Annotated in this window: 18 protein-coding genes and 1 pseudogene; 14 read left to right on the top strand and 5 right to left on the bottom strand. The window is 31.9% G+C overall.

Annotated elements, in window-relative coordinates; genetic code table 11:
• Nucleotides 1–785: 785 nt before the first annotated feature.
• The 3 genes from rnjA to def all read right to left on the bottom strand — a co-directional run bounded on the left by rnjA (nucleotide 786) and on the right by def (nucleotide 3,669).
• Complete coding sequence (rnjA, locus tag HMPREF2576_RS05805) at nucleotides 786–2,468, bottom strand: ribonuclease J1 (protein ID WP_001831649.1); 1,683 nt, start codon at nucleotides 2,466–2,468, stop codon at nucleotides 786–788.
• On the bottom strand, nucleotides 2,468–2,686 hold the full coding sequence (locus HMPREF2576_RS05800; protein ID WP_001831646.1) for a DNA-dependent RNA polymerase subunit epsilon: 219 nt from the start codon (nucleotides 2,684–2,686) through the stop codon (nucleotides 2,468–2,470). Before HMPREF2576_RS05800 ends, rnjA begins: the two co-directional genes overlap by 1 nt.
• Before the next feature lie 431 nt (nucleotides 2,687–3,117).
• Nucleotides 3,118–3,669 (bottom strand): peptide deformylase, encoded by a 552-nt coding sequence (gene def, locus HMPREF2576_RS05795; RefSeq protein ID WP_001831696.1) that lies wholly within the window; start codon nucleotides 3,667–3,669, stop codon nucleotides 3,118–3,120.
• Between the two features lie 182 nt (nucleotides 3,670–3,851).
• Between def and HMPREF2576_RS05790 the strand changes: the two genes are divergently transcribed.
• The 13 genes from HMPREF2576_RS05790 (at nucleotide 3,852) to HMPREF2576_RS05730 (ending at nucleotide 16,694) form a co-directional block, all read left to right on the top strand.
• Nucleotides 3,852–4,478, top strand: coding sequence for a YkyA family protein (locus tag HMPREF2576_RS05790; RefSeq protein WP_001831725.1), 627 nt, complete (start codon nucleotides 3,852–3,854; stop codon nucleotides 4,476–4,478).
• Nucleotides 4,479–4,648: 170 nt separating this feature from the next.
• The gene (gene pdhA, locus HMPREF2576_RS05785) at nucleotides 4,649–5,761 is read left to right on the top strand and encodes a pyruvate dehydrogenase (acetyl-transferring) E1 component subunit alpha (protein WP_001831653.1); all 1,113 of its coding nucleotides are present in this window, start codon (nucleotides 4,649–4,651) and stop codon (nucleotides 5,759–5,761) included.
• Nucleotides 5,762–5,764: 3 nt separating this feature from the next.
• On the top strand, nucleotides 5,765–6,742 hold the full coding sequence (locus HMPREF2576_RS05780) for an alpha-ketoacid dehydrogenase subunit beta (RefSeq protein WP_001831654.1): 978 nt from the start codon (nucleotides 5,765–5,767) through the stop codon (nucleotides 6,740–6,742).
• A gap of 130 nt (nucleotides 6,743–6,872) precedes the next feature.
• Nucleotides 6,873–8,174 carry a dihydrolipoamide acetyltransferase family protein gene (locus HMPREF2576_RS05775; RefSeq protein WP_002467591.1) on the top strand — a complete coding sequence of 434 codons (1,302 nt, stop codon included), beginning with the start codon at nucleotides 6,873–6,875 and terminating at the stop codon, nucleotides 8,172–8,174.
• A gap of 4 nt (nucleotides 8,175–8,178) precedes the next feature.
• Complete coding sequence (gene lpdA / locus HMPREF2576_RS05770) at nucleotides 8,179–9,585, top strand: dihydrolipoyl dehydrogenase (RefSeq protein WP_001831650.1); 1,407 nt, start codon at nucleotides 8,179–8,181, stop codon at nucleotides 9,583–9,585.
• A 301-nt stretch (nucleotides 9,586–9,886) separates the two neighbouring features.
• On the top strand, nucleotides 9,887–10,165 hold the full coding sequence (locus tag HMPREF2576_RS05765) for a UPF0223 family protein (protein WP_001833064.1): 279 nt from the start codon (nucleotides 9,887–9,889) through the stop codon (nucleotides 10,163–10,165).
• Nucleotides 10,166–10,303: 138 nt separating this feature from the next.
• The gene (locus tag HMPREF2576_RS05760; RefSeq protein ID WP_002439334.1) at nucleotides 10,304–10,843 is read left to right on the top strand and encodes a helix-turn-helix domain-containing protein; all 540 of its coding nucleotides are present in this window, start codon (nucleotides 10,304–10,306) and stop codon (nucleotides 10,841–10,843) included.
• A gap of 11 nt (nucleotides 10,844–10,854) precedes the next feature.
• Nucleotides 10,855–11,949, top strand: coding sequence for an ABC transporter ATP-binding protein (locus tag HMPREF2576_RS05755; RefSeq protein ID WP_001831686.1), 1,095 nt, complete (start codon nucleotides 10,855–10,857; stop codon nucleotides 11,947–11,949).
• The gene (locus HMPREF2576_RS05750) at nucleotides 11,942–12,745 is read left to right on the top strand and encodes an ABC transporter permease (RefSeq protein ID WP_001831695.1); all 804 of its coding nucleotides are present in this window, start codon (nucleotides 11,942–11,944) and stop codon (nucleotides 12,743–12,745) included. Before HMPREF2576_RS05755 ends, HMPREF2576_RS05750 begins: the two co-directional genes overlap by 8 nt.
• Nucleotides 12,746–12,750: 5 nt before the next feature.
• A complete protein-coding gene (locus HMPREF2576_RS05745; RefSeq protein WP_001831717.1) occupies nucleotides 12,751–13,563 on the top strand; it encodes an ABC transporter permease in 813 nt (270 codons plus the stop codon).
• Complete coding sequence (locus tag HMPREF2576_RS05740) at nucleotides 13,560–14,633, top strand: ABC transporter substrate-binding protein (protein ID WP_001831707.1); 1,074 nt, start codon at nucleotides 13,560–13,562, stop codon at nucleotides 14,631–14,633. Before HMPREF2576_RS05745 ends, HMPREF2576_RS05740 begins: the two co-directional genes overlap by 4 nt.
• A 68-nt stretch (nucleotides 14,634–14,701) precedes the next feature.
• Entirely contained in the window at nucleotides 14,702–15,853 is a 1,152-nt protein-coding gene (gene auxB, locus HMPREF2576_RS05735; protein ID WP_001831714.1) for a lipoteichoic acid stability factor AuxB, read from the top strand.
• A gap of 304 nt (nucleotides 15,854–16,157) precedes the next feature.
• On the top strand, nucleotides 16,158–16,694 hold the full coding sequence (locus HMPREF2576_RS05730; protein WP_001831659.1) for a DUF4064 domain-containing protein: 537 nt from the start codon (nucleotides 16,158–16,160) through the stop codon (nucleotides 16,692–16,694).
• A gap of 213 nt (nucleotides 16,695–16,907) precedes the next feature.
• On the opposite strand, the gene HMPREF2576_RS05725 is transcribed toward HMPREF2576_RS05730, so the two are convergent.
• A complete protein-coding gene (locus tag HMPREF2576_RS05725; RefSeq protein ID WP_002439344.1) occupies nucleotides 16,908–18,269 on the bottom strand; it encodes an Nramp family divalent metal transporter in 1,362 nt (453 codons plus the stop codon).
• Between the two features lie 114 nt (nucleotides 18,270–18,383).
• Nucleotides 18,384–18,995, bottom strand: coding sequence for a YktB family protein (locus HMPREF2576_RS05720; protein ID WP_001831689.1), 612 nt, complete (start codon nucleotides 18,993–18,995; stop codon nucleotides 18,384–18,386).
• Nucleotides 18,996–19,171: 176 nt separating this feature from the next.
• Between HMPREF2576_RS05720 and HMPREF2576_RS12130 the strand changes: the two are divergent.
• Nucleotides 19,172–19,306 (top strand): annotated as a pseudogene (locus HMPREF2576_RS12130) (inositol monophosphatase); the annotation flags it as partial.

Here is a 19,306-nt window from a genome sequence, read left to right as displayed (position 1 = left end):
TTTGAACTTCTATGTAAATGTTATTCCTAAAACTTGATAAGTGAATAAAAATATTTCAAAATTATAAAAAGAAAACTGGGACATTAATTCCTAAAAAAGCAGTAAGATATTTTCTAATTGAAAATTACCTTACTGCTTTTCTCTATTTATACAATACTTAGTATTGAAAGACATGCCTTGTGAATAAAGGTTATAATATGACTTAATTTACTATACTAATAGAAACTTCAATACTCATCTTCATAAATGATATGTCTAGATATGTGAATGATAAAATTGAAACAATTATAGATACTGAATTTAATGAAATTGAATATCATTGTGATGCAATCTATTATATCATCGTAAAATATTGTTAAAAGTAGTTCTATATGTCTACACATAATCTGTATTTTTTGATTGGAATATAGAAATATTACTTTAAGAAACTTTCTGAACCTAAACCAAAAACAATTGGCTAGTTATAGAAGGAATATGATTTGTATTAAAGGAACTTATATAAGTAAGATAGTATATCAACAAGCTTATTATAGTTTGAAAATTATAAAAGAGACAATTTCTATATGAAATAATATAGAAATTGTCTCTTTTTACTAGTTTAAGAACTTTTAGCTCTAAACTCCTTTTTGTAAGAAATTCAAAGATAAAAGATATAATCTCAAATCGTATTAAATAAATAATTCAAAATAATTAATTACTACTAAAAATATATAATACTATTAGAGTAATGGAAACATTTAAAGTAGTATAAATTCATTGTAACTTGATTAAATATATTTAAGTGTTTATTTATCTTCATTTACTTTCATTATCACAGGTAAAATCATAGGTTTTCGAGCTGTTTTTTCATAAAGATAAGGATGTAATGTTTCGATAATTGAAGATTTAATTTGATGCCATTGAATATCTTTATTGCTGTTAAGTTTAGAAATGACATCGCCTTTAATTTTACGTTGAGCATCATAAATTAATTGACCAGATTCCCGCATATAAACAAAACCGCGTGAAATAATATCAGGGCCAGATAGTAATTTGTTAGTATTAAAATCAATGCTCACAACAACAATAACTAACCCTTCTTCTGAAAGTAATTTACGATCTCTGATGACAACATTGCCAATATCACCTATACCACTGCCATCAACAAGTACATTGCCGGAAGGAATTCTTCCTGCTTTTCGTGCAGAATCATGTGTTAAAGCAAGTACATCACCGATATCGAAAATAAATACATTATCTTCATCAACACCGCATTGAACACCAGTCTCACCATGAGCTTTAAGCATACGATATTCACCGTGAATTGGCAGGAAGTATTTAGGTTGAATCAGACGTAACATTAATTGTTGATCACCTTGAGAACCGTGTCCAGAAGTGTGAATGTTTGAAATTTTACTATGAATCACATCTGCACCAGCTTTGTACAACGCATTAATTGTACGATTGATACTCTTAGTGTTACCTGGAATAGGCGAAGAACTAAATACTACAGTGTCTTCCGGTATAATTTTTATTTGCTTATGTGTACCATTTGCAATTCTTGATAATGCAGCCATAGGTTCACCTTGAGAACCAGTACAAAGAATGAGTAACTCGTGTTTAGGTACACTATTTATTTTATTAGGTTCTATAAACGTTTCTGGTGGCGCTTTGATATATCCTAGTTCCATACCAATTTTGATATTGTTTTCCATTGAACGTCCAAATGTAACGATTTTACGATTATATTTAATTGCTGCTTCAACTGCTTGCTGAACACGATAAATATTAGAAGCAAAAGTTGCAAAGATAATACGACCTTTACAATTTCTGAAAATTTTATCGACATTCTGTCCAACTTCACGTTCACTTAAAGTAAAATCTGGAACTAGTGCGTTTGTTGAGTCTGATAGTAAGCACAACACACCTTCATGACCTAATTGAGCCATTTTAGCTATGTTAGCAGGCTCACCTACAGGAGTAAAGTCAAATTTGAAGTCTCCCGTATGAACAATTTTACCTTCAGGTGTATCGACTATAACGCCATATGCTTCTGGAATACTATGTGTGGTTAGATAGAAAGAAATTTCAAAATGTTTAGACTTAATTACGCTACTTTCATCTATTTCATGTAATTCAGTCGTTCTAAGCAAATGATGTTCTTCTAGTTTATTGCGAATGAGACCTAATGCTAATGGACCACCGTAAATAGGTACATTAATTTGTTTTAATAGGAAGGGCACACCACCTATATGGTCTTCGTGTCCATGAGTAATAAACAGACCGACAATTTTATCTTGGTTCTGTTCTAAGTAAGTGTAATCAGGAATTACATAATCAATTCCTAACAGATTATCGTCAGGGAATTTGATTCCAGCATCAATGATTACAATTTCATCTTTGTACTCAACAGCATAGGTATTTTTTCCAACTTCACCTAAACCACCAAGTGCATATACACCTACTTCATTTGAATGTAGTTGTTTCATTATTCGGCGTTCTCCACATTAAAGTGTGTTGAATGTTCTTTTTCATATTCTAAGTGTGCGCCCTCTAATTTAGTAATAAATTCAATATTAAAATTTCGGTCTTTCAAATAACGTCTCACTTGTTCCTCAGTTTGTCCCTCAACATAAATTGTTTGAGTATTTTCACGAACGATGACTTCATCTTTATTATGTTGATAAAATACTTTAAATACTGCCATTGTTGTATTGTCCTCCTATAAATTATAATTGTTATTTTTTACGACCCTAGTTGTGAATACTCGGGTTATTAAAGATTTTTTACATATCCATTAGAGTATTATTCTTCAATAATTTTTGTGTTCTAAATTTAATTTGTTAGAAACATACCAGCTCAATCTAAACGTTATTTTTATACTTGTTTAATCTCACTGCCCAGTATGTTCTCTAGGGTAATAATGTCGTTCAAGATTTGAAATTAGTATCAATTTACTAAGATTTCAGTTAAGTTATATTTTACATGATGTTTTTGAATAAATAAAGCAGTTTTATTTTGCATGTACTTTGTTGTTTTTAAATTAATCCTAATGACATTTGAATTACTTTTAAAAAAACACTTCATTAAGTAAGTATAAAATACAACTTAATGAAGTGTTTTAATATAATTCATGATTTAGACTTCTACGGCCTCTTCATGTGGTTTTAGAGGTTCATTGGCATCAATATAATCATAAAACATAATGCCATTTAGATGATCAATTTCGTGTTGAAATACAATTGCAGGATAGCCTTTGAGACGTAATTTAACATCATTTCCATCAATATCTTGAGCTTTAATAGTGACTCTATGATGACGATGCACTAAACCTGGGATGTTTTCATCAACACTTAGACAACCTTCGCCAGTTGGTAAATAAGCTTCTTGTACACTGTAACTCATTATTTTAGGATTTACGAGCATATAATCATACGATTTACCGTTTCCATCATCAGGTAAGTAGACAGCAATCATACGTTTTGGTTCATTAATTTGTGGAGCAGCTAAACCTACGCCAGAACGTAAACCATAACGTTTTGCGGTTTCTTCATCCTGACTATTGATTAGAAATTCACGCATTGCGCGCAATGTTTCTTTATCATTGTTAGAAAGTGGGAAGCTTAATTCTTTCGCTTTTTCACGAAGTGTTGGATGACCATCTCTTATAATATCTTTCATTGTTATCATGTCATACACCTTCCTTATTAAATAATATATCAGATAAGATAGACACAAGTACATTAATAGATACTCAAAGATTTTATTGCTTTAAATGTTTGCACTAGAATATAGAATGATAGCTTTATATTGATTTATTATAATTTATTATTTAATATTACAAGCGAACAACTTTGAGGAGGTAACAGTTCATGAATTTTAAAAAGACTGTAGCAATTGTCCTAACGTCAGCAGTGTTATTAGCTGGATGTACTATAGATAAAAAAGAAATTAAAAAATATGATGATCAAGTACAAAAAGCTATGGACCAAGAGAAAACCGTTAATCAAGTAAGTAAAAAAATAAACGAATTAGAAGAGAAAAAGCAAAAATTATTTAAAAAGGTAAATGATAAAGATCAAAGCACACGTAAAAAAGCAGCTGAAGATATAGTTGAAAATGTAAAACAAAGACAAAAAGAATTTGAAAAAGAAGAGAAGGCTCTAGATAATTCTGAAAAAGAATTTAAACAAGCCAAGCAATATCTTGAACATGTAGAAAACAAAGCAAAGAAAAAAGAAGTTGAACAACTTGATAGTGCTATTAAAGAAAAATATAAATCACATGATGCTTATGCAAAGGCTTACAAAAAAGCACTTAATAAGGAAAAAGAACTGTTTTCTTATTTGAATGAAGATAATGCAACACAATCGGAAGTAGACGGAAAATCGAAAGATCTTTCTAAAGCATATAAAGAAATGAATAATAAATTTAATGCTTACTCAAAAGCCATTGAGAAAGTAAAAAGAGAAAAACAAGATGTAGACCAATTAAAATAAATAATGGGTTAATACAGTTACGTGATTTTTAATACAACAGGTCATGTAACTGTATTATTTTTATGTGGAACAGAACTTTATGAAATCGTTTAACAGAGATTTTTATTTGTGATACAATTAAGGAGGATAAAATGAATTTCTATTTACATGGGAAAGGTATGGTGAATTGAATGGCTCCTAAGTTACAAGCCCAATTCGATGCAGTTAAAGTTTTAAATGAGACTCAATCGAAATTTGAAATGGTTCAAATTTTGGATGAAGACGGAAATGTCGTTAATGAAGACTTAGTACCTGATTTAACAGACGAACAATTAGTGGAATTAATGGAAAGAATGGTATGGACTAGAATTCTTGATCAACGTTCTATTTCGTTAAATAGACAAGGACGTTTAGGTTTCTATGCACCAACAGCAGGACAAGAAGCTTCACAATTAGCATCTCAGTATGCTTTAGAAAGTGAAGACTTCATTTTACCTGGTTATCGTGATGTGCCTCAGATTATTTGGCATGGCTTACCTCTTACAGACGCATTCTTATTCTCAAGAGGACACTTCAAAGGTAACCAATTCCCTGAGGGAGTTAATGCACTTAGCCCTCAAATTATTATCGGTGCACAATATATTCAAACTGCCGGTGTAGCGTTTGGACTTAAAAAACGTGGCAAAAATGCAGTCGCAATTACTTATACAGGTGATGGTGGTTCATCACAAGGTGACTTCTATGAAGGAATTAACTTTGCATCTGCATACAAAGCACCTGCAATTTTTGTAATTCAAAACAATAACTATGCCATCTCTACACCACGTAGTAAACAAACAGCTGCAGAAACATTAGCACAAAAGGCTATTTCAGTTGGTATCCCTGGAATTCAAGTTGATGGTATGGATGCTTTAGCTGTTTATCAAGCAACATTAGAAGCACGTGAACGTGCAGTAGCAGGAGAAGGTCCTACTGTTATCGAAACTTTAACTTATCGTTATGGACCACATACTATGGCTGGTGATGATCCTACTCGTTATAGAACTTCAGATGAAGATGCTGAATGGGAGAAAAAAGACCCATTAGTACGTTTCAGAAAATATTTAGAAGCTAAAGGTCTTTGGAATGAAGACAAAGAAAATGAAGTGGTTGAACGTGCAAAATCTGAAATAAAAGCAGCTATTAAAGAGGCTGACAATACAGAAAAACAAACTGTTACTTCTCTAATGGATATCATGTATGAAGAAATGCCTCAAAATTTAGCAGAACAATATGAAATTTACAAAGAGAAGGAGTCGAAGTAAGCCATGGCACAAATGACAATGGTTCAAGCGATTAACGATGCGCTTAAAAGTGAACTCAAAAGAGACGAAGACGTTTTAGTTTTCGGTGAAGACGTTGGTGTTAACGGTGGTGTATTCCGTGTTACTGAAGGTTTACAAAAAGAATTTGGCGAAGATCGAGTATTTGATACACCATTAGCAGAGTCTGGAATTGGTGGGCTTGCACTAGGCTTAGCAGTGACTGGCTTCCGTCCTGTTATGGAAATTCAATTCTTAGGATTCGTTTATGAAGTATTTGACGAAGTAGCTGGTCAAATTGCTCGTACTCGTTTCCGTTCAGGTGGAACTAAACCAGCGCCTGTTACAATTCGTACACCTTTTGGTGGTGGCGTCCACACTCCAGAGTTGCATGCTGATAATTTAGAAGGTATCTTAGCTCAATCACCTGGTTTGAAAGTAGTTATTCCATCAGGTCCTTATGATGCTAAAGGATTATTAATTTCTTCTATTCAAAGTAATGATCCAGTTGTATATCTAGAACATATGAAATTATATCGTTCTTTCCGTGAAGAGGTTCCTGAAGAAGAATACAAAATTGACATTGGAAAAGCCAATGTTAAAAAAGAAGGTAATGATATTACTCTAATATCTTACGGGGCAATGGTACAAGAATCACTAAAAGCTGCTGAAGAGTTAGAAAAAGATGGTTATTCAGTTGAAGTTATTGACTTACGTACTGTACAACCAATTGATATAGATACTTTAGTAGCATCAGTTGAGAAAACTGGACGTGCTGTAGTTGTACAAGAAGCACAACGTCAAGCTGGTGTGGGTGCACAAGTGGCAGCAGAATTAGCAGAGCGAGCAATTCTTTCATTAGAAGCTCCAATAGCTCGAGTAGCCGCATCAGATACAATTTATCCATTTACTCAAGCTGAAAACGTTTGGTTACCAAATAAAAAAGATATTATAGAGCAAGCTAAGGCAACTTTAGAATTCTAATTATTAAAAAAGCAAACGTAAAAATATCAATCAAATAAAGTTTACATTTAGTTGTAAGGTTTTCCTTACCTTACAACTTTTGTATAAATTTTCAATAATTTAAATACGTAAATCTTAGGAGGACAAGAACGTGGCATTTGAATTTAGATTACCCGATATCGGGGAAGGTATCCACGAAGGTGAAATTGTTAAATGGTTTATTAAAGCCGGCGATACAATTGAAGAAGATGATGTATTAGCAGAAGTTCAAAATGATAAATCTGTAGTAGAAATTCCTTCTCCAGTAAGTGGTACTGTTGAAGAAGTGTTAGTAGATGAAGGAACAGTGGCAGTAGTAGGAGATGTCATCGTTAAAATTGATGCACCTGATGCAGAAGAAATGCAATTTAAAGGTCATGGCGATGATGAGGATTCTAAGAAAGAAGAAAAAGAACAAGAATCACCAGTGCAAGAAGAAGCTTCATCAACTCAATCACAAGAAAAGACAGAAGTAGATGAAAGTAAAACTGTTAAAGCGATGCCGTCAGTGCGTAAGTATGCACGTGAAAATGGTGTCAATATTAAAGCTGTAAATGGTTCTGGTAAAAATGGACGAATCACAAAAGAAGACATCGATGCATACTTAAATGGTGGTAGTTCCGAAGAAGGTTCAAACACTAGCGTAGCATCTGAATCAACTTCTAGTGATGTCGTTAATGCTTCTGCAACACAAGCATTACCAGAAGGCGACTTCCCTGAAACTACAGAAAAAATACCTGCAATGCGCAAAGCAATTGCTAAAGCAATGGTTAATTCTAAACACACTGCACCTCATGTTACATTAATGGATGAAATTGATGTGCAAGAATTATGGGATCACCGTAAGAAATTTAAAGAAATTGCTGCTGAACAAGGTACAAAACTTACTTTCTTACCATATGTTGTTAAAGCATTAGTTTCTGCACTTAAAAAATATCCAGCACTTAATACTTCTTTCAATGAAGAAGCTGGAGAGGTTGTACACAAACATTACTGGAATATTGGTATTGCTGCAGATACGGATAAAGGATTATTAGTACCAGTAGTTAAACATGCCGATCGTAAATCAATATTCGAAATTTCTGATGAAATTAATGAACTAGCTGTAAAAGCACGTGATGGTAAATTAACTTCAGAAGAAATGAAAGGTGCAACATGCACAATTAGTAATATCGGTTCCGCTGGTGGACAATGGTTCACTCCAGTTATCAATCACCCAGAAGTAGCTATCTTAGGAATTGGCCGTATCGCTCAAAAACCTATCGTTAAAGATGGAGAAATTGTAGCTGCACCAGTGTTAGCTTTATCATTAAGCTTTGACCATAGACAAATCGATGGTGCTACTGGACAAAATGCTATGAATCACATTAAACGCTTATTAAATAATCCAGAATTATTATTAATGGAGGGGTAAAAACATGGTAGTTGGAGATTTCCCAATTGAAACAGATACTATTGTAATAGGAGCAGGTCCAGGTGGATATGTCGCAGCCATTCGCGCGGCTCAATTAGGACAAAAGGTAACAATCGTTGAGAAAGGTAATTTAGGTGGTGTATGCTTAAACGTTGGTTGTATACCTTCAAAAGCATTACTACATGCTTCTCATCGCTTTGTTGAAGCGCAAAATTCAGAAAACTTAGGGGTAATTGCTGAAAGCGTTTCGTTAAACTATCAAAAAGTTCAAGAATTCAAGACTTCTGTAGTTAATAAATTAACTGGCGGTGTTGAAGGACTTTTAAAAGGTAACAAAGTAGAGATTGTTAGAGGTGAAGCTTATTTCGTTGATAACAATAGTTTACGTGTCATGGACGAAAAGAGTGCTCAAACTTACAATTTCAAACATGCGATTATAGCTACAGGTTCAAGACCAATTGAAATTCCAAATTTTGAATTTGGTAAACGTGTTATCGATTCAACAGGAGCTTTAAATCTACAAGAAGTACCTAACAAACTAGTTGTAGTTGGTGGCGGATATATCGGTTCTGAATTAGGTACTGCTTTTGCAAACTTTGGCTCTGAAGTTACTATCCTTGAAGGTGCAAAAGATATTTTAGGCGGATTTGAAAAGCAAATGACACAACCTGTTAAAAAAGGTATGAAAGAAAAAGGTATCGAAATCGTTACTGAAGCAATGGCAAAATCTGCAGAAGAAACTGAAAATGGTGTCAAAGTAACTTATGAGGCAAAAGGTGAGGAACAAACTATCGAAGCTGATTATGTATTAGTTACAGTTGGCCGTCGCCCTAATACTGATGAATTAGGATTAGAAGAACTTGGTCTGAAATTTGCTGATCGTGGATTACTAGAAGTGGACAAACAAAGTCGTACTTCTATTGAAAATATCTTTGCGATTGGAGATATTGTACCTGGATTACCATTAGCTCACAAAGCTAGTTATGAAGGTAAAGTTGCTGCTGAAGCGATAGATGGTCAAGCCGCAGAGGTAGACTATATTGGTATGCCAGCAGTTTGCTTTACAGAACCAGAATTAGCACAAGTTGGTTATACTGAAGCTCAAGCAAAAGAAGAAGGTTTATCAATTAAAGCTTCTAAATTCCCTTATGCAGCTAATGGACGAGCTTTATCATTAGATGATACAAATGGTTTTGTTAAGTTAATTACACTTAAAGAAGATGATACGCTTATTGGAGCACAAGTTGTAGGTACTGGCGCATCTGATATTATCTCTGAATTAGGTTTAGCTATTGAGTCAGGTATGAATGCTGAAGATATCGCATTAACTGTACATGCACACCCAACTTTAGGTGAAATGACAATGGAAGCTGCTGAAAAAGCAATTGGTTATCCAATTCATACTATGTAATTACTAGTTAATAATGATAAATGTATATAAATTAATATGATTTATTTATGATTTGTACGTATATTACTTTTTCGTTTGTATAGTCACGGACTGGCAAAGACATACGTATCTTAAATCATTTCAAAATACCCTTAGCGTTTAGCTACTCTAAATAATAGCAATCTGCTAGGGGTATTTATTCATGGTGGGATAGAATTCAAAAATGGATTTTATCCCATCTTTTTATGCCAATAAAGGTATACTGTGTTATTTTTAATATATCTAAATGTGAAAAATAAAAGTATATGAAGGAGAGGACACTATGGAATATCAATATCCATTAGATTTAGATTGGACTAATGATGAAATGATGAAAGTAATTCATTTCTTTAATAAAATCGAAAATTATTATGAGGCATCTGTAAAAGGTGACGAAGTTTTAAATGCTTATAAAAATTTTAAACATATTGTGCCTGGAAAAGCTGATGAAAAACAGATTTTTAAAGAATTTGAAAATAAAAGTGGTTATAATAGTTACAAAGTAGTTCAAGAAATTAAAAAAAATCCAAATCAAACTTTATTTAGTAAAGATTTCGACTAACTTTTTCTATTAAATCCACAATAATAAGTTAATATAAAACTATTGATTACGTAGCTATATTCTGTTATTTTTATTAAGCATTAAACAAAATGTTTGATATAAGTAAACATGATATAGCTTTTTTAGGTGGTTAGAAAGATGGATATTGGATACAAATTACGTAATTTAAGAAGAATAAAAAATTTGACACAAGAGGAATTAGCAGAGCGAACTGATTTATCAAAAGGATATATATCACAAATTGAAAGTAATCATGCTTCACCTAGTATGGAAACATTTTTAAATTTAATAGAAGTACTTGGTACTTCTGCAAGTGACTTTTTTAAAGAACCGTCAGATGAGAAGGTACTTTATAAGAAGAAGGAACAGACCATTTATGATGAGTATGATAAAGGTTATATCTTGAACTGGCTTGTAGCGAATTCTAATGAATTTGACATGGAACCATTAATCCTAACTTTACGACCAAATGCCTCATATAAAAACTTTAAACCATCTGAATCAGATACTTTTATCTATTGTTTAAATGGTGAAGTATCACTTCAATTAGGAAATCAAGTATATAAAGCTTGTAAAGAAGATGTACTTTATTTTAAAGCGAAAGATAAACATCGCTTATATAACGAAACAGATAAAGAAGTGAAGGTTTTAATCGTTGCCACAGCTTCATATTTATAGGAGGAAACTGTATGAATCCATTGCTTTCTTTTAAAGATGTCAGTAAGGGCTTTGAAGATGTACAAATACTAAATGAAATTAATATTGATATTGAACCAAGCTATTTTTATACACTATTAGGTCCCTCAGGTTGTGGAAAAACAACAATTTTAAAACTCATAGCAGGATTTGAATATCCCGATAGTGGAGATATTATATATAAAGATAAACCTATTGGTAAAATGCCACCGAATAAGCGTAAGGTAAATACTGTATTCCAAGACTATGCATTGTTTCCACATTTAAATGTATTCGACAATATTGCATATGGTTTAAAATTAAAAAAATTAAGTAAGTCAGAAATTAAGCGTAAGGTTACTGAAGCACTTCAGTTGGTGAAATTAAGTGGTTATGAACATAGGCAAATACAAGGTATGAGTGGTGGACAAAAACAACGTGTAGCCATAGCACGGGCAATTGTTAATGAGCCTGAAATATTATTATTAGATGAGTCTTTATCCGCATTAGATTTAAAATTACGAACTGAAATGCAATATTTATTGAGAGAACTTCAATCCCGTTTAGGTATAACCTTTATATTTGTAACTCATGATCAAGAAGAGGCCTTAGCATTAAGTGATTATATTTTTGTTATGAAAGATGGCAAAATTCAACAATTTGGCACACCAATAGATATATACGATGAACCAGTTAACCGATTTGTTGCTGATTTTATAGGAGAGTCCAACATAGTTCACGGTACAATGGTTGAAGATTTTGTCGTTAATATTTATGGTCAAAATTTTGATTGTGTAGATATGGGAATAAAAGAAAATAAAAAAGTTGAAGTTGTAATTAGACCCGAAGACATTTCACTTGTTTCACAAAATGATGGGCTATTTAAAGCCAAAGTTGATTCTATGCTATTTAGAGGTGTACATTATGAAATTTGTTGTAAAGATAGAAAAGGGTATGAATGGGTAATACAATCAACAAAAAAAGCTAATGTAGGTAGTGAAGTAGGTCTGTATTTTGAACCAGAAGCAATACACATCATGGTACCAGGTGAAACTGAAGAAGAATTTGATAAGCGAATTGAAAGTTATGAGGACTATCATCATGCATAATATCAATAAATGGTTACTGGTTCCTTACTTATTATGGATGGTTATATTTATTATCATTCCAGTCATTTTACTTGTTTACTTTTCTTTTATAGATATTCATGGTCACTTTAGTTTCACAAATTATGAGCAGGTATTTTCAACAAGATATTTAAAAATGTTTATTGATTCAATATGGTATGCCGCTTTAATTACTATGATTACCTTAATAATAAGTTACCCAGCTGCGTACTTTATTTCTTATTCAAGATTTCAAAATATACTGCTTATGTTGTTAATTATCCCTACTTGGATTAATTTACTTCTTAAGACCTATGCATTTATTGGTTTGTTGGGGCATGATGGAGTTATTAACCAAGCTCTACATATATTTCAAATACCTAAATTAAATTTGTTGTTTACAAGTGGTGCATTTTTATTGGTGGCGAGTTATATTTATATCCCATTTATGATTTTGCCTATATTTAACAGCATGAAAGCAATTCCTAACAATATTTTGCAAGCCTCTAATGATTTGGGCGCGAGTACATTTACTACGTTTCGTAAAGTAATCGTTCCTTTAACAAGAGAAGGTATTAAAACAGGTGTGCAAGTAACATTTATACCAGCTCTTTCACTGTTTATGATTACTAGGTTGATTGCCGGGAACAAAGTAATCAATGTAGGTACAGCAATTGAAGAACAGTTCTTAACTATACAAAATTATGGATTAGGTTCCACTATAGCACTTTTTCTCATTATTTTTATGGCCTTTTTACTCATTATTACAAAATCAAAATCATCTAATGGGAAGGGGTGATTAGTGTGAAATGGTACGGAAAATTATATATAGCTCTATTAATAAGTGTGCTTTATATTCCCATTTTCTTTTTAATGATTTATTCTTTTAATTCTGCGGGTAATATGAGTCACTTCGAACATTTTACTTTAGAACATTACCACTCCCTTTTTCATAATGATCGGTTGATGTCGGTGATTTTTAATACAGTTGCAGTGGCACTTTTATCTGCATCGATTGCTACAGTTATAGGTACATTTGGTGCGATCGCTTTATATTACTTACGCAACAAACGGTTTAAGGTTACGCTATTAACGATGAATAATGTATTAATGGTATCTTCAGACGTAGTCATTGGTGCTTCTTTTTTAATTATGTTCACTGCAATAGGACATTTCACAGGTTTAGGTTTAGGATTTTCAACAGTGCTAGCATCTCATATAGCGTTCTGTATTCCAATTGTTGTTATCATCGTCTTACCCCAATTATATGAAATGAATGATAACATGTTAAATGCAGCAAGAGATTTAGGTGCTAATGAATCACAATTATTAACTAGCATTATTATACCTAATATTATGCCCTCGATTATAGGAGGATTCTTTATGGCATTAACATATTCTCTAGATGATTTTACGGTAAGCTTCTTTGTTACTGGAAACGGATTTAGTGTATTGTCTGTAGAAGTTTATGCTATGGCTCGAAAAGGTATAAGTATGGAGATTAATGCCATTTCTACAATAATATTTATTGCTATTATGTTTGGAGTATTTGGATATTACTTTATTCAACATATCGTTAATCGTCAGAAAAAGATGAAGCGAGGTGTTAATGAATGAAGCGATTTTTTCAACTTATCATTTCTGCTATAGTTATTGGTATTTTATGTTTAATGATTAGTCATTGGTTTAAATCAAAAGATAATACCCACTCAAATGAGAAGTTATATGTTTACAATTGGGGAGAATATATTGATCTTAGCTTAATTAAGAAGTTTGAAAAAGAAACAGGTATACAAGTCGTATATGAAACCTTTGATTCAAATGAAGCAATGGAAGCGAAAATTCGAAATGGAGGCACACACTATGATGTAGCTTTTCCAAGTGAATATACTGTTCAAAAATTAAAAAAAGCTAAACTGCTTGAGACTTTAAATCATGACAAAATTCCAAATATCAGAAATTTAGACAATGATTATATGAACTTGTCATATGACCCAAACAATCGATATTCAATTCCATATTTCTTTGGTACCGTAGGAATTTTATATGATAAAGAGAAATATCCTAATGAAACGTTCGATAGTTGGGACGATTTGTATCATTCTCAATTCAAAAATGATATTTTATTAGTAGACGGTGCACGCGAGATAATTGGAATGGGATTAAATAAATTAGGGTATAGTCTTAATGACAAAAATCCGACCCATATTCATCAAGCAGAAAAAGATTTGCATAATTTAGCACCTCAAGTTAGAGGGATAGTAGGCGACGAAATTACTATGATGCTTCAACAAAACGAAGGACATGTTGCAGTAGTTTGGAGTGGCGTTGCTGCACCACTTGTACAGGAAAATACTCGTTATAATTACGTGATACCTAAAGAAGGCTCTAACCTATGGTTTGATAATATGGTGATACCTAAAACTGCACAAAATAAAGAAGGTGCGTATAAGTTTATGAATTTCTTACTAGACGCGCAAAATAGTGCCCAGAATACGGAATGGGTAGGATATGCAACACCTAATAAAGCAGCTCGAAGTAAGTTGCCTAAAAAGGTAAGAAATGATTATAGATTTTATCCATCAAATCAAGAACAGCAACGGTTAGAAGTCTATAAAGATTTAGGTCAAACGTCTCTCAGTGATTATAATGAAAGCTTTTTAAATTTTAAAATGTCTTTAAAATAGCAAATGGTAGTTATTTTTAGAATTTTTTAATATAATAATGTGATAAGTAAGTTAAGGAGTTGTAACGAATGTTAGGAGAGCAATATACACAAATTAAGCGTCCAGCAAATCGGCTAACTGAAAAAATATTAGGTTGGTTTAGTTGGGTATTCTTACTCATATTAACTATTGTTTCAATGTTTATTGCGCTCGTATCTTTTAGTAATGATACGTCAATTGCCAATTTAGAAAACACACTTAATAATAATGAACTCGTACAACAAATTTTAGCCAATAATGATTTAAGTACAACTCAATTTGTGATTTGGTTACAAAATGGAGTTTGGGCAATTATTGTTTATTTTATTGTTTGTTTGCTCATCTCGTTTTTAGCGTTAATTTCTATGAATATAAGAATTTTGTCTGGTTTACTTTTTTTAATAGCTGCTATAGTCACAATTCCGCTTGTATTGTTGATTGTAACTCTAATCATTCCTATCTTATTCTTTATCATTGCAATGATGATGTTTGCTAGAAGAGATAGAATAGAAACAGTGCCATCTTATTATAATGAATATGATCAACCATACTATGATGAGAGAGGTTTTTATGAACCAGAGTCAAGAAATGAACATGGATATAATGATGATGTGTATGAACCTATGCATACTAAAAAGGAAGATAGAAATACAAGACGTCAATTCAATAGAAATGCTCAGCAACAAGATTCCTATAATGGTATAACTGATAATCAACCCGATGAAGATACATCTTCCGATCAACTTTATTCAGACGAATATGTAGATAATGAAGATAAATATTCTCAATTTCCAAAAAGAGCAGTTGAAAGTGAATATGCATCTCAACAAACTGAAGATGAACCAACAGTCATGTCAAGACAAGCTAAGTACAATAAAAAATCTAAAAATACGGATTTTGAAGATGCGCAACAGGAACATATGGAAGGTAATCAATTTGATGACGTAGGAGTTGTTGAACCACAAATTGATCCTAAAGAACTAAAAGCGCAAAGAAAAAGAGAAAAAGCAGAAATACGTGCTAAGAAAAAAGAAAAGAGAAAAGCATATAATAAACGTATGAAAGAACGAAGAAAAAACCAGCCAAGTGCTGTTAACCAACGACGTATGAATTATGAAGAACGTCGACAAATGATTAATAATGAACAAGAAGATACAGATAATAACTTAAATCAACAGGAAGATTCAAAAAAAGAAAATTAATAATTATGCCTAGGATATTTATTGCTGTCCTAGGCATTTTTAAAAAATTCATTATCTGTAACTAGATTTTATATAGGATGATATCAAGATTTTTAATTTTAGATTAAATGTAATACATAATAAACAGGGTATTACTATATCGCTATTTCAAAGAAAGTGAGTTGGACTTTGGATAAATCAACTTGACATCATAGCAACTTATTACTTCTTAATCAATATATGAAATACACTTATTCGCGATAAAGATAAATTTTTAGTATGATTAAATTAACCATAGTTTTAAGAGTTAGGAGGCACATATTAATTGAATAGAAAAGTAGAAAAAAGATTAGCGTGGATTGCAAATATCTTGAGCCTATTATTTTTAATTTTTGGTATTCTATCGATATTTGTTATTAATAACACATCAAATCAACAACAATATAATGAATTAATGAAGCAGTTTTCAGGTAATAATCAAGATATATCATCTGAAATGTTTTTAGTTTCTCTTATTGCGTCATTAGTCATTTTAGGTTTTTCAACGCTATTAGGTTTTGTTGGTACAATGGTAATTGAAGGTAGAAAAAACCTTGCTGCTAGTTTACTCATAGCAGCGGCTATCGTAGGTTTATTTACGACTAATTTAATCGCAATGGTTTTATGGATGATTGCTGCGATTAGACTTTTTGCAAAAAAAGATAAAACAGATGTAAATGAAAATGCTACAGCTCAACTTCGTCAAAACCATTCAAAGGGCCAAAGTGATTGGAATCATCAACAAAACCAACAACAGAAAGATGCTTGGGATCCTGAACAAGAAATCAACAAACAAAAAAAGGACGATCCATATATATATTAATAGGTTTAGATTGATGTTTGACTATTAAATGTTGAATGCAGTCCATAAAAATACGCCTTATCAGTAAAAATAATTGATAAGGCGTATTTTTTAATAAAGTAAGAAAGGGACTATACAACTTGAAGTTAACTATATGAATAAATAGCGAAAGAAAATGACTTTCTAATTTGTCATTTCAAAATAGAGGATACATTTTCTTTGTTATTCATTTAATCATAATTCTTGGAATGTTTGAATGATAAGATATACGTTAAGTCCACTTAAGACAATTATGAGTAACCAAGAAATGATGTTAATCCATGTCTTATTCTTAAAAGGACCCATAAGATTTTGATTACTTGTAGCTAATTGAAGCGGTATTAACGAAAATGGCAAAGCAATACTCAAGAACACTTGAGAAAAGACAAGTAATTGTTCAATTTTTTCAGTATTTCCTTTAAATACTATAAGACAAATGATAACAGGTATCACTGCTAAAGACCGAGTGATAAGACGACGTAACCAGTTTGGAATGGATAATTTAAGAAATCCTTCCATCACAATTTGGCCTGCTAACGTTCCTGTTATAGTTGAATTTTGACCAGAAGCTAAAAGGGCAACAGCAAATAAAGTACTCATAATACCGCCAAGCGTTGCACCTAAAGCAGGTTCTGTTTTTAGAGCCAAATAAAGATCATAAAAACCACCCAAATCTTCAGTTTTAGTTCCAAAAAATAGTGCTGCACCAAGTGTAAGTAATAAGCAATTGACTACAAAAGCGATGGATAGCTGTATATTAGAGTCTATGGTAGCATACTTAATCGCTTGTGCTTTTTCATGAATACTGTGTCTATCATATTTTCGAGATTGTACAATAGAAGAATGTAAATATAAGTTATGTGGCATAATAGTAGCACCTATGATGCCTAGTGCAATATAAAGTATCCCTTGGTTTGTAATAATTTCTTTATGAGGCACAAAACCATTAAGCATATCTATTATATGTGGAGAAGAAATATAAACTTCAAATACAAAAATGGCCAATACGGTAAAGATTAATGTTCCCACGATAGCTTCAATCTTTCTAAAGCCAAATTTCATGATGAATAATAATAAAAATACATCAAATACAGTGATTAATGCGCCTACAATTAATGGTATGCCGAAGATTAAATCTAATGCGATAGCGCTGCCTATAACTTCTGCAATATCAGTAGCGATAATTGCTAATTCTGCAATAATCCAGAACATAATTGCTACAGGCTTATTTAAAAAATGACGTGTCATTTGTGCTAAATCCATACCAGTTGCTATTCCTAATCTCACAGTCATACTTTGTAACAGCATAGCAGATAAGCTAGAGATTAAGATTATGAATAACAAGGTATAGCCATATTGTGCTCCTCCTTGCATGGATGTAATCCAATTTCCAGGATCCATGTAACCAACTGCAACAAGCAATCCCGGTCCTAAAAAAGCCAGAAATTTTTGACTTGCACTATCATTATGATTGAAGTTTATGGTGTTATTGATTTCATCTAAACTTCGTTGTTGTTCATGATTGTTATTATTGGAATTCAATAAAATCACCCCCATTAATATATGAGAATATATTAACCTAAATAAAATATTAGGTCAACCTAAAAATATTAAGACGACAAAAATGCTTGAATGACTTTTCATAATTCAAATCACTCAAGCATTTTATATTTATTGATAAAATTTTAAAAATTCATCAAAAGTTTCCTCAACAAATTTTAGAAAAGACTTATCAGATTTTAATCTTTTATCGGTTGGTGATAATGTTCTGGCAACAAAAAATTCACCTTTTTTAACATTTTTAACTCTATCGATAGCAGCATGCAACTCTTCATTACTCATATCCTTGATATAGTGCTTTTCAGTTTTCATATGATCTAGAGAAACACTATAATCACTTGGTAAAGATGTCAGTTTATCAAAATGTTTATCAAATATTTTCACTTTTTCTTCTTTATTTCTACCTTCGTGCATGATACCGAACATAATGAAAAGCTGATTTCTAAACAATCCGATTTGAAAGTGTGGTAACATTTTATAACCACGTTTATTAGGAGCAAAAGCTACCCATGTATCGATAGGTGGATTGACACTTCTACGTGCGTGTTTAGCTACGTGAGCATAAAAAGTTTCACCTGTTTGTGTAGTGAAATATTCTTCAAAATAAGATCCTAATTGATGAAGTTGAGGTCTGACATAGTCATTAAGTGCTTCCATTCTTTGGTCTAAACCTTCGACTTCAAAAGCTTTAAAATCCTTAGGTGAAAAAGTATATTGGGTCATAATATGCCTCCTTTTAATATGATTATGGATATTGTAGCATAAACTTTTAAAGTTTATCTAAAATAAGGATGGTTATTCTCTTGTTTTACGAAGTCTTTTTAAAGGTAAAATAGTGTGAATTCATATAAATTTACATAGTTCTTCATGTATAATATGTAGTAATAGGAGATGATACGATGGCTTTATATGATTTTGCAAAAGGGTTGATACTAGAAGCAGGAAATAAAGTAAGGTTGATGATGCAAGAAGAGTTAGACATTAAAACTAAATCGAACCCAAATGATTTAGTTACAAATGTGGATAAGGCGACA

The organism is Staphylococcus sp. HMSC063F05 (genome assembly GCF_001837075.1).
Lineage (GTDB): Bacteria > Bacillota > Bacilli > Staphylococcales > Staphylococcaceae > Staphylococcus > Staphylococcus epidermidis.
The sequence above is the reverse complement of the archived record's forward strand: the minus strand, read 5'-3'. Positions and strand labels throughout refer to the sequence as shown.

Bases quoted from the DNA above. Each gene is read 5' to 3' on its own strand.
- HMPREF2576_RS05765 (WP_001833064.1), top strand. From the start codon at position 9,887: ATGGAATATCAATATCCATTAGATTTAGATTGGACTAATGATGAAATG.
- HMPREF2576_RS05755 (WP_001831686.1), top strand. From the start codon at position 10,855: ATGAATCCATTGCTTTCTTTTAAAGATGTCAGTAAGGGCTTTGAAGAT.
- lpdA (WP_001831650.1), top strand. From the start codon at position 8,179: ATGGTAGTTGGAGATTTCCCAATTGAAACAGATACTATTGTAATAGGA.
- HMPREF2576_RS05780 (WP_001831654.1), top strand. From the start codon at position 5,765: ATGGCACAAATGACAATGGTTCAAGCGATTAACGATGCGCTTAAAAGT.
- HMPREF2576_RS05725 (WP_002439344.1), bottom strand. From the start codon at position 18,269: ATGGGGGTGATTTTATTGAATTCCAATAATAACAATCATGAACAACAA.
- def (WP_001831696.1), bottom strand. From the start codon at position 3,669: ATGATAACAATGAAAGATATTATAAGAGATGGTCATCCAACACTTCGT.
- HMPREF2576_RS05790 (WP_001831725.1), top strand. From the start codon at position 3,852: ATGAATTTTAAAAAGACTGTAGCAATTGTCCTAACGTCAGCAGTGTTA.
- HMPREF2576_RS05750 (WP_001831695.1), top strand. From the start codon at position 11,942: ATGCATAATATCAATAAATGGTTACTGGTTCCTTACTTATTATGGATG.
- auxB (WP_001831714.1), top strand. From the start codon at position 14,702: ATGTTAGGAGAGCAATATACACAAATTAAGCGTCCAGCAAATCGGCTA.
- HMPREF2576_RS05760 (WP_002439334.1), top strand. From the start codon at position 10,304: ATGGATATTGGATACAAATTACGTAATTTAAGAAGAATAAAAAATTTG.
- rnjA (WP_001831649.1), bottom strand. From the start codon at position 2,468: ATGAAACAACTACATTCAAATGAAGTAGGTGTATATGCACTTGGTGGT.
- pdhA (WP_001831653.1), top strand. From the start codon at position 4,649: ATGGCTCCTAAGTTACAAGCCCAATTCGATGCAGTTAAAGTTTTAAAT.
- HMPREF2576_RS05800 (WP_001831646.1), bottom strand. From the start codon at position 2,686: ATGGCAGTATTTAAAGTATTTTATCAACATAATAAAGATGAAGTCATC.
- HMPREF2576_RS05720 (WP_001831689.1), bottom strand. From the start codon at position 18,995: ATGACCCAATATACTTTTTCACCTAAGGATTTTAAAGCTTTTGAAGTC.
- HMPREF2576_RS05740 (WP_001831707.1), top strand. From the start codon at position 13,560: ATGAAGCGATTTTTTCAACTTATCATTTCTGCTATAGTTATTGGTATT.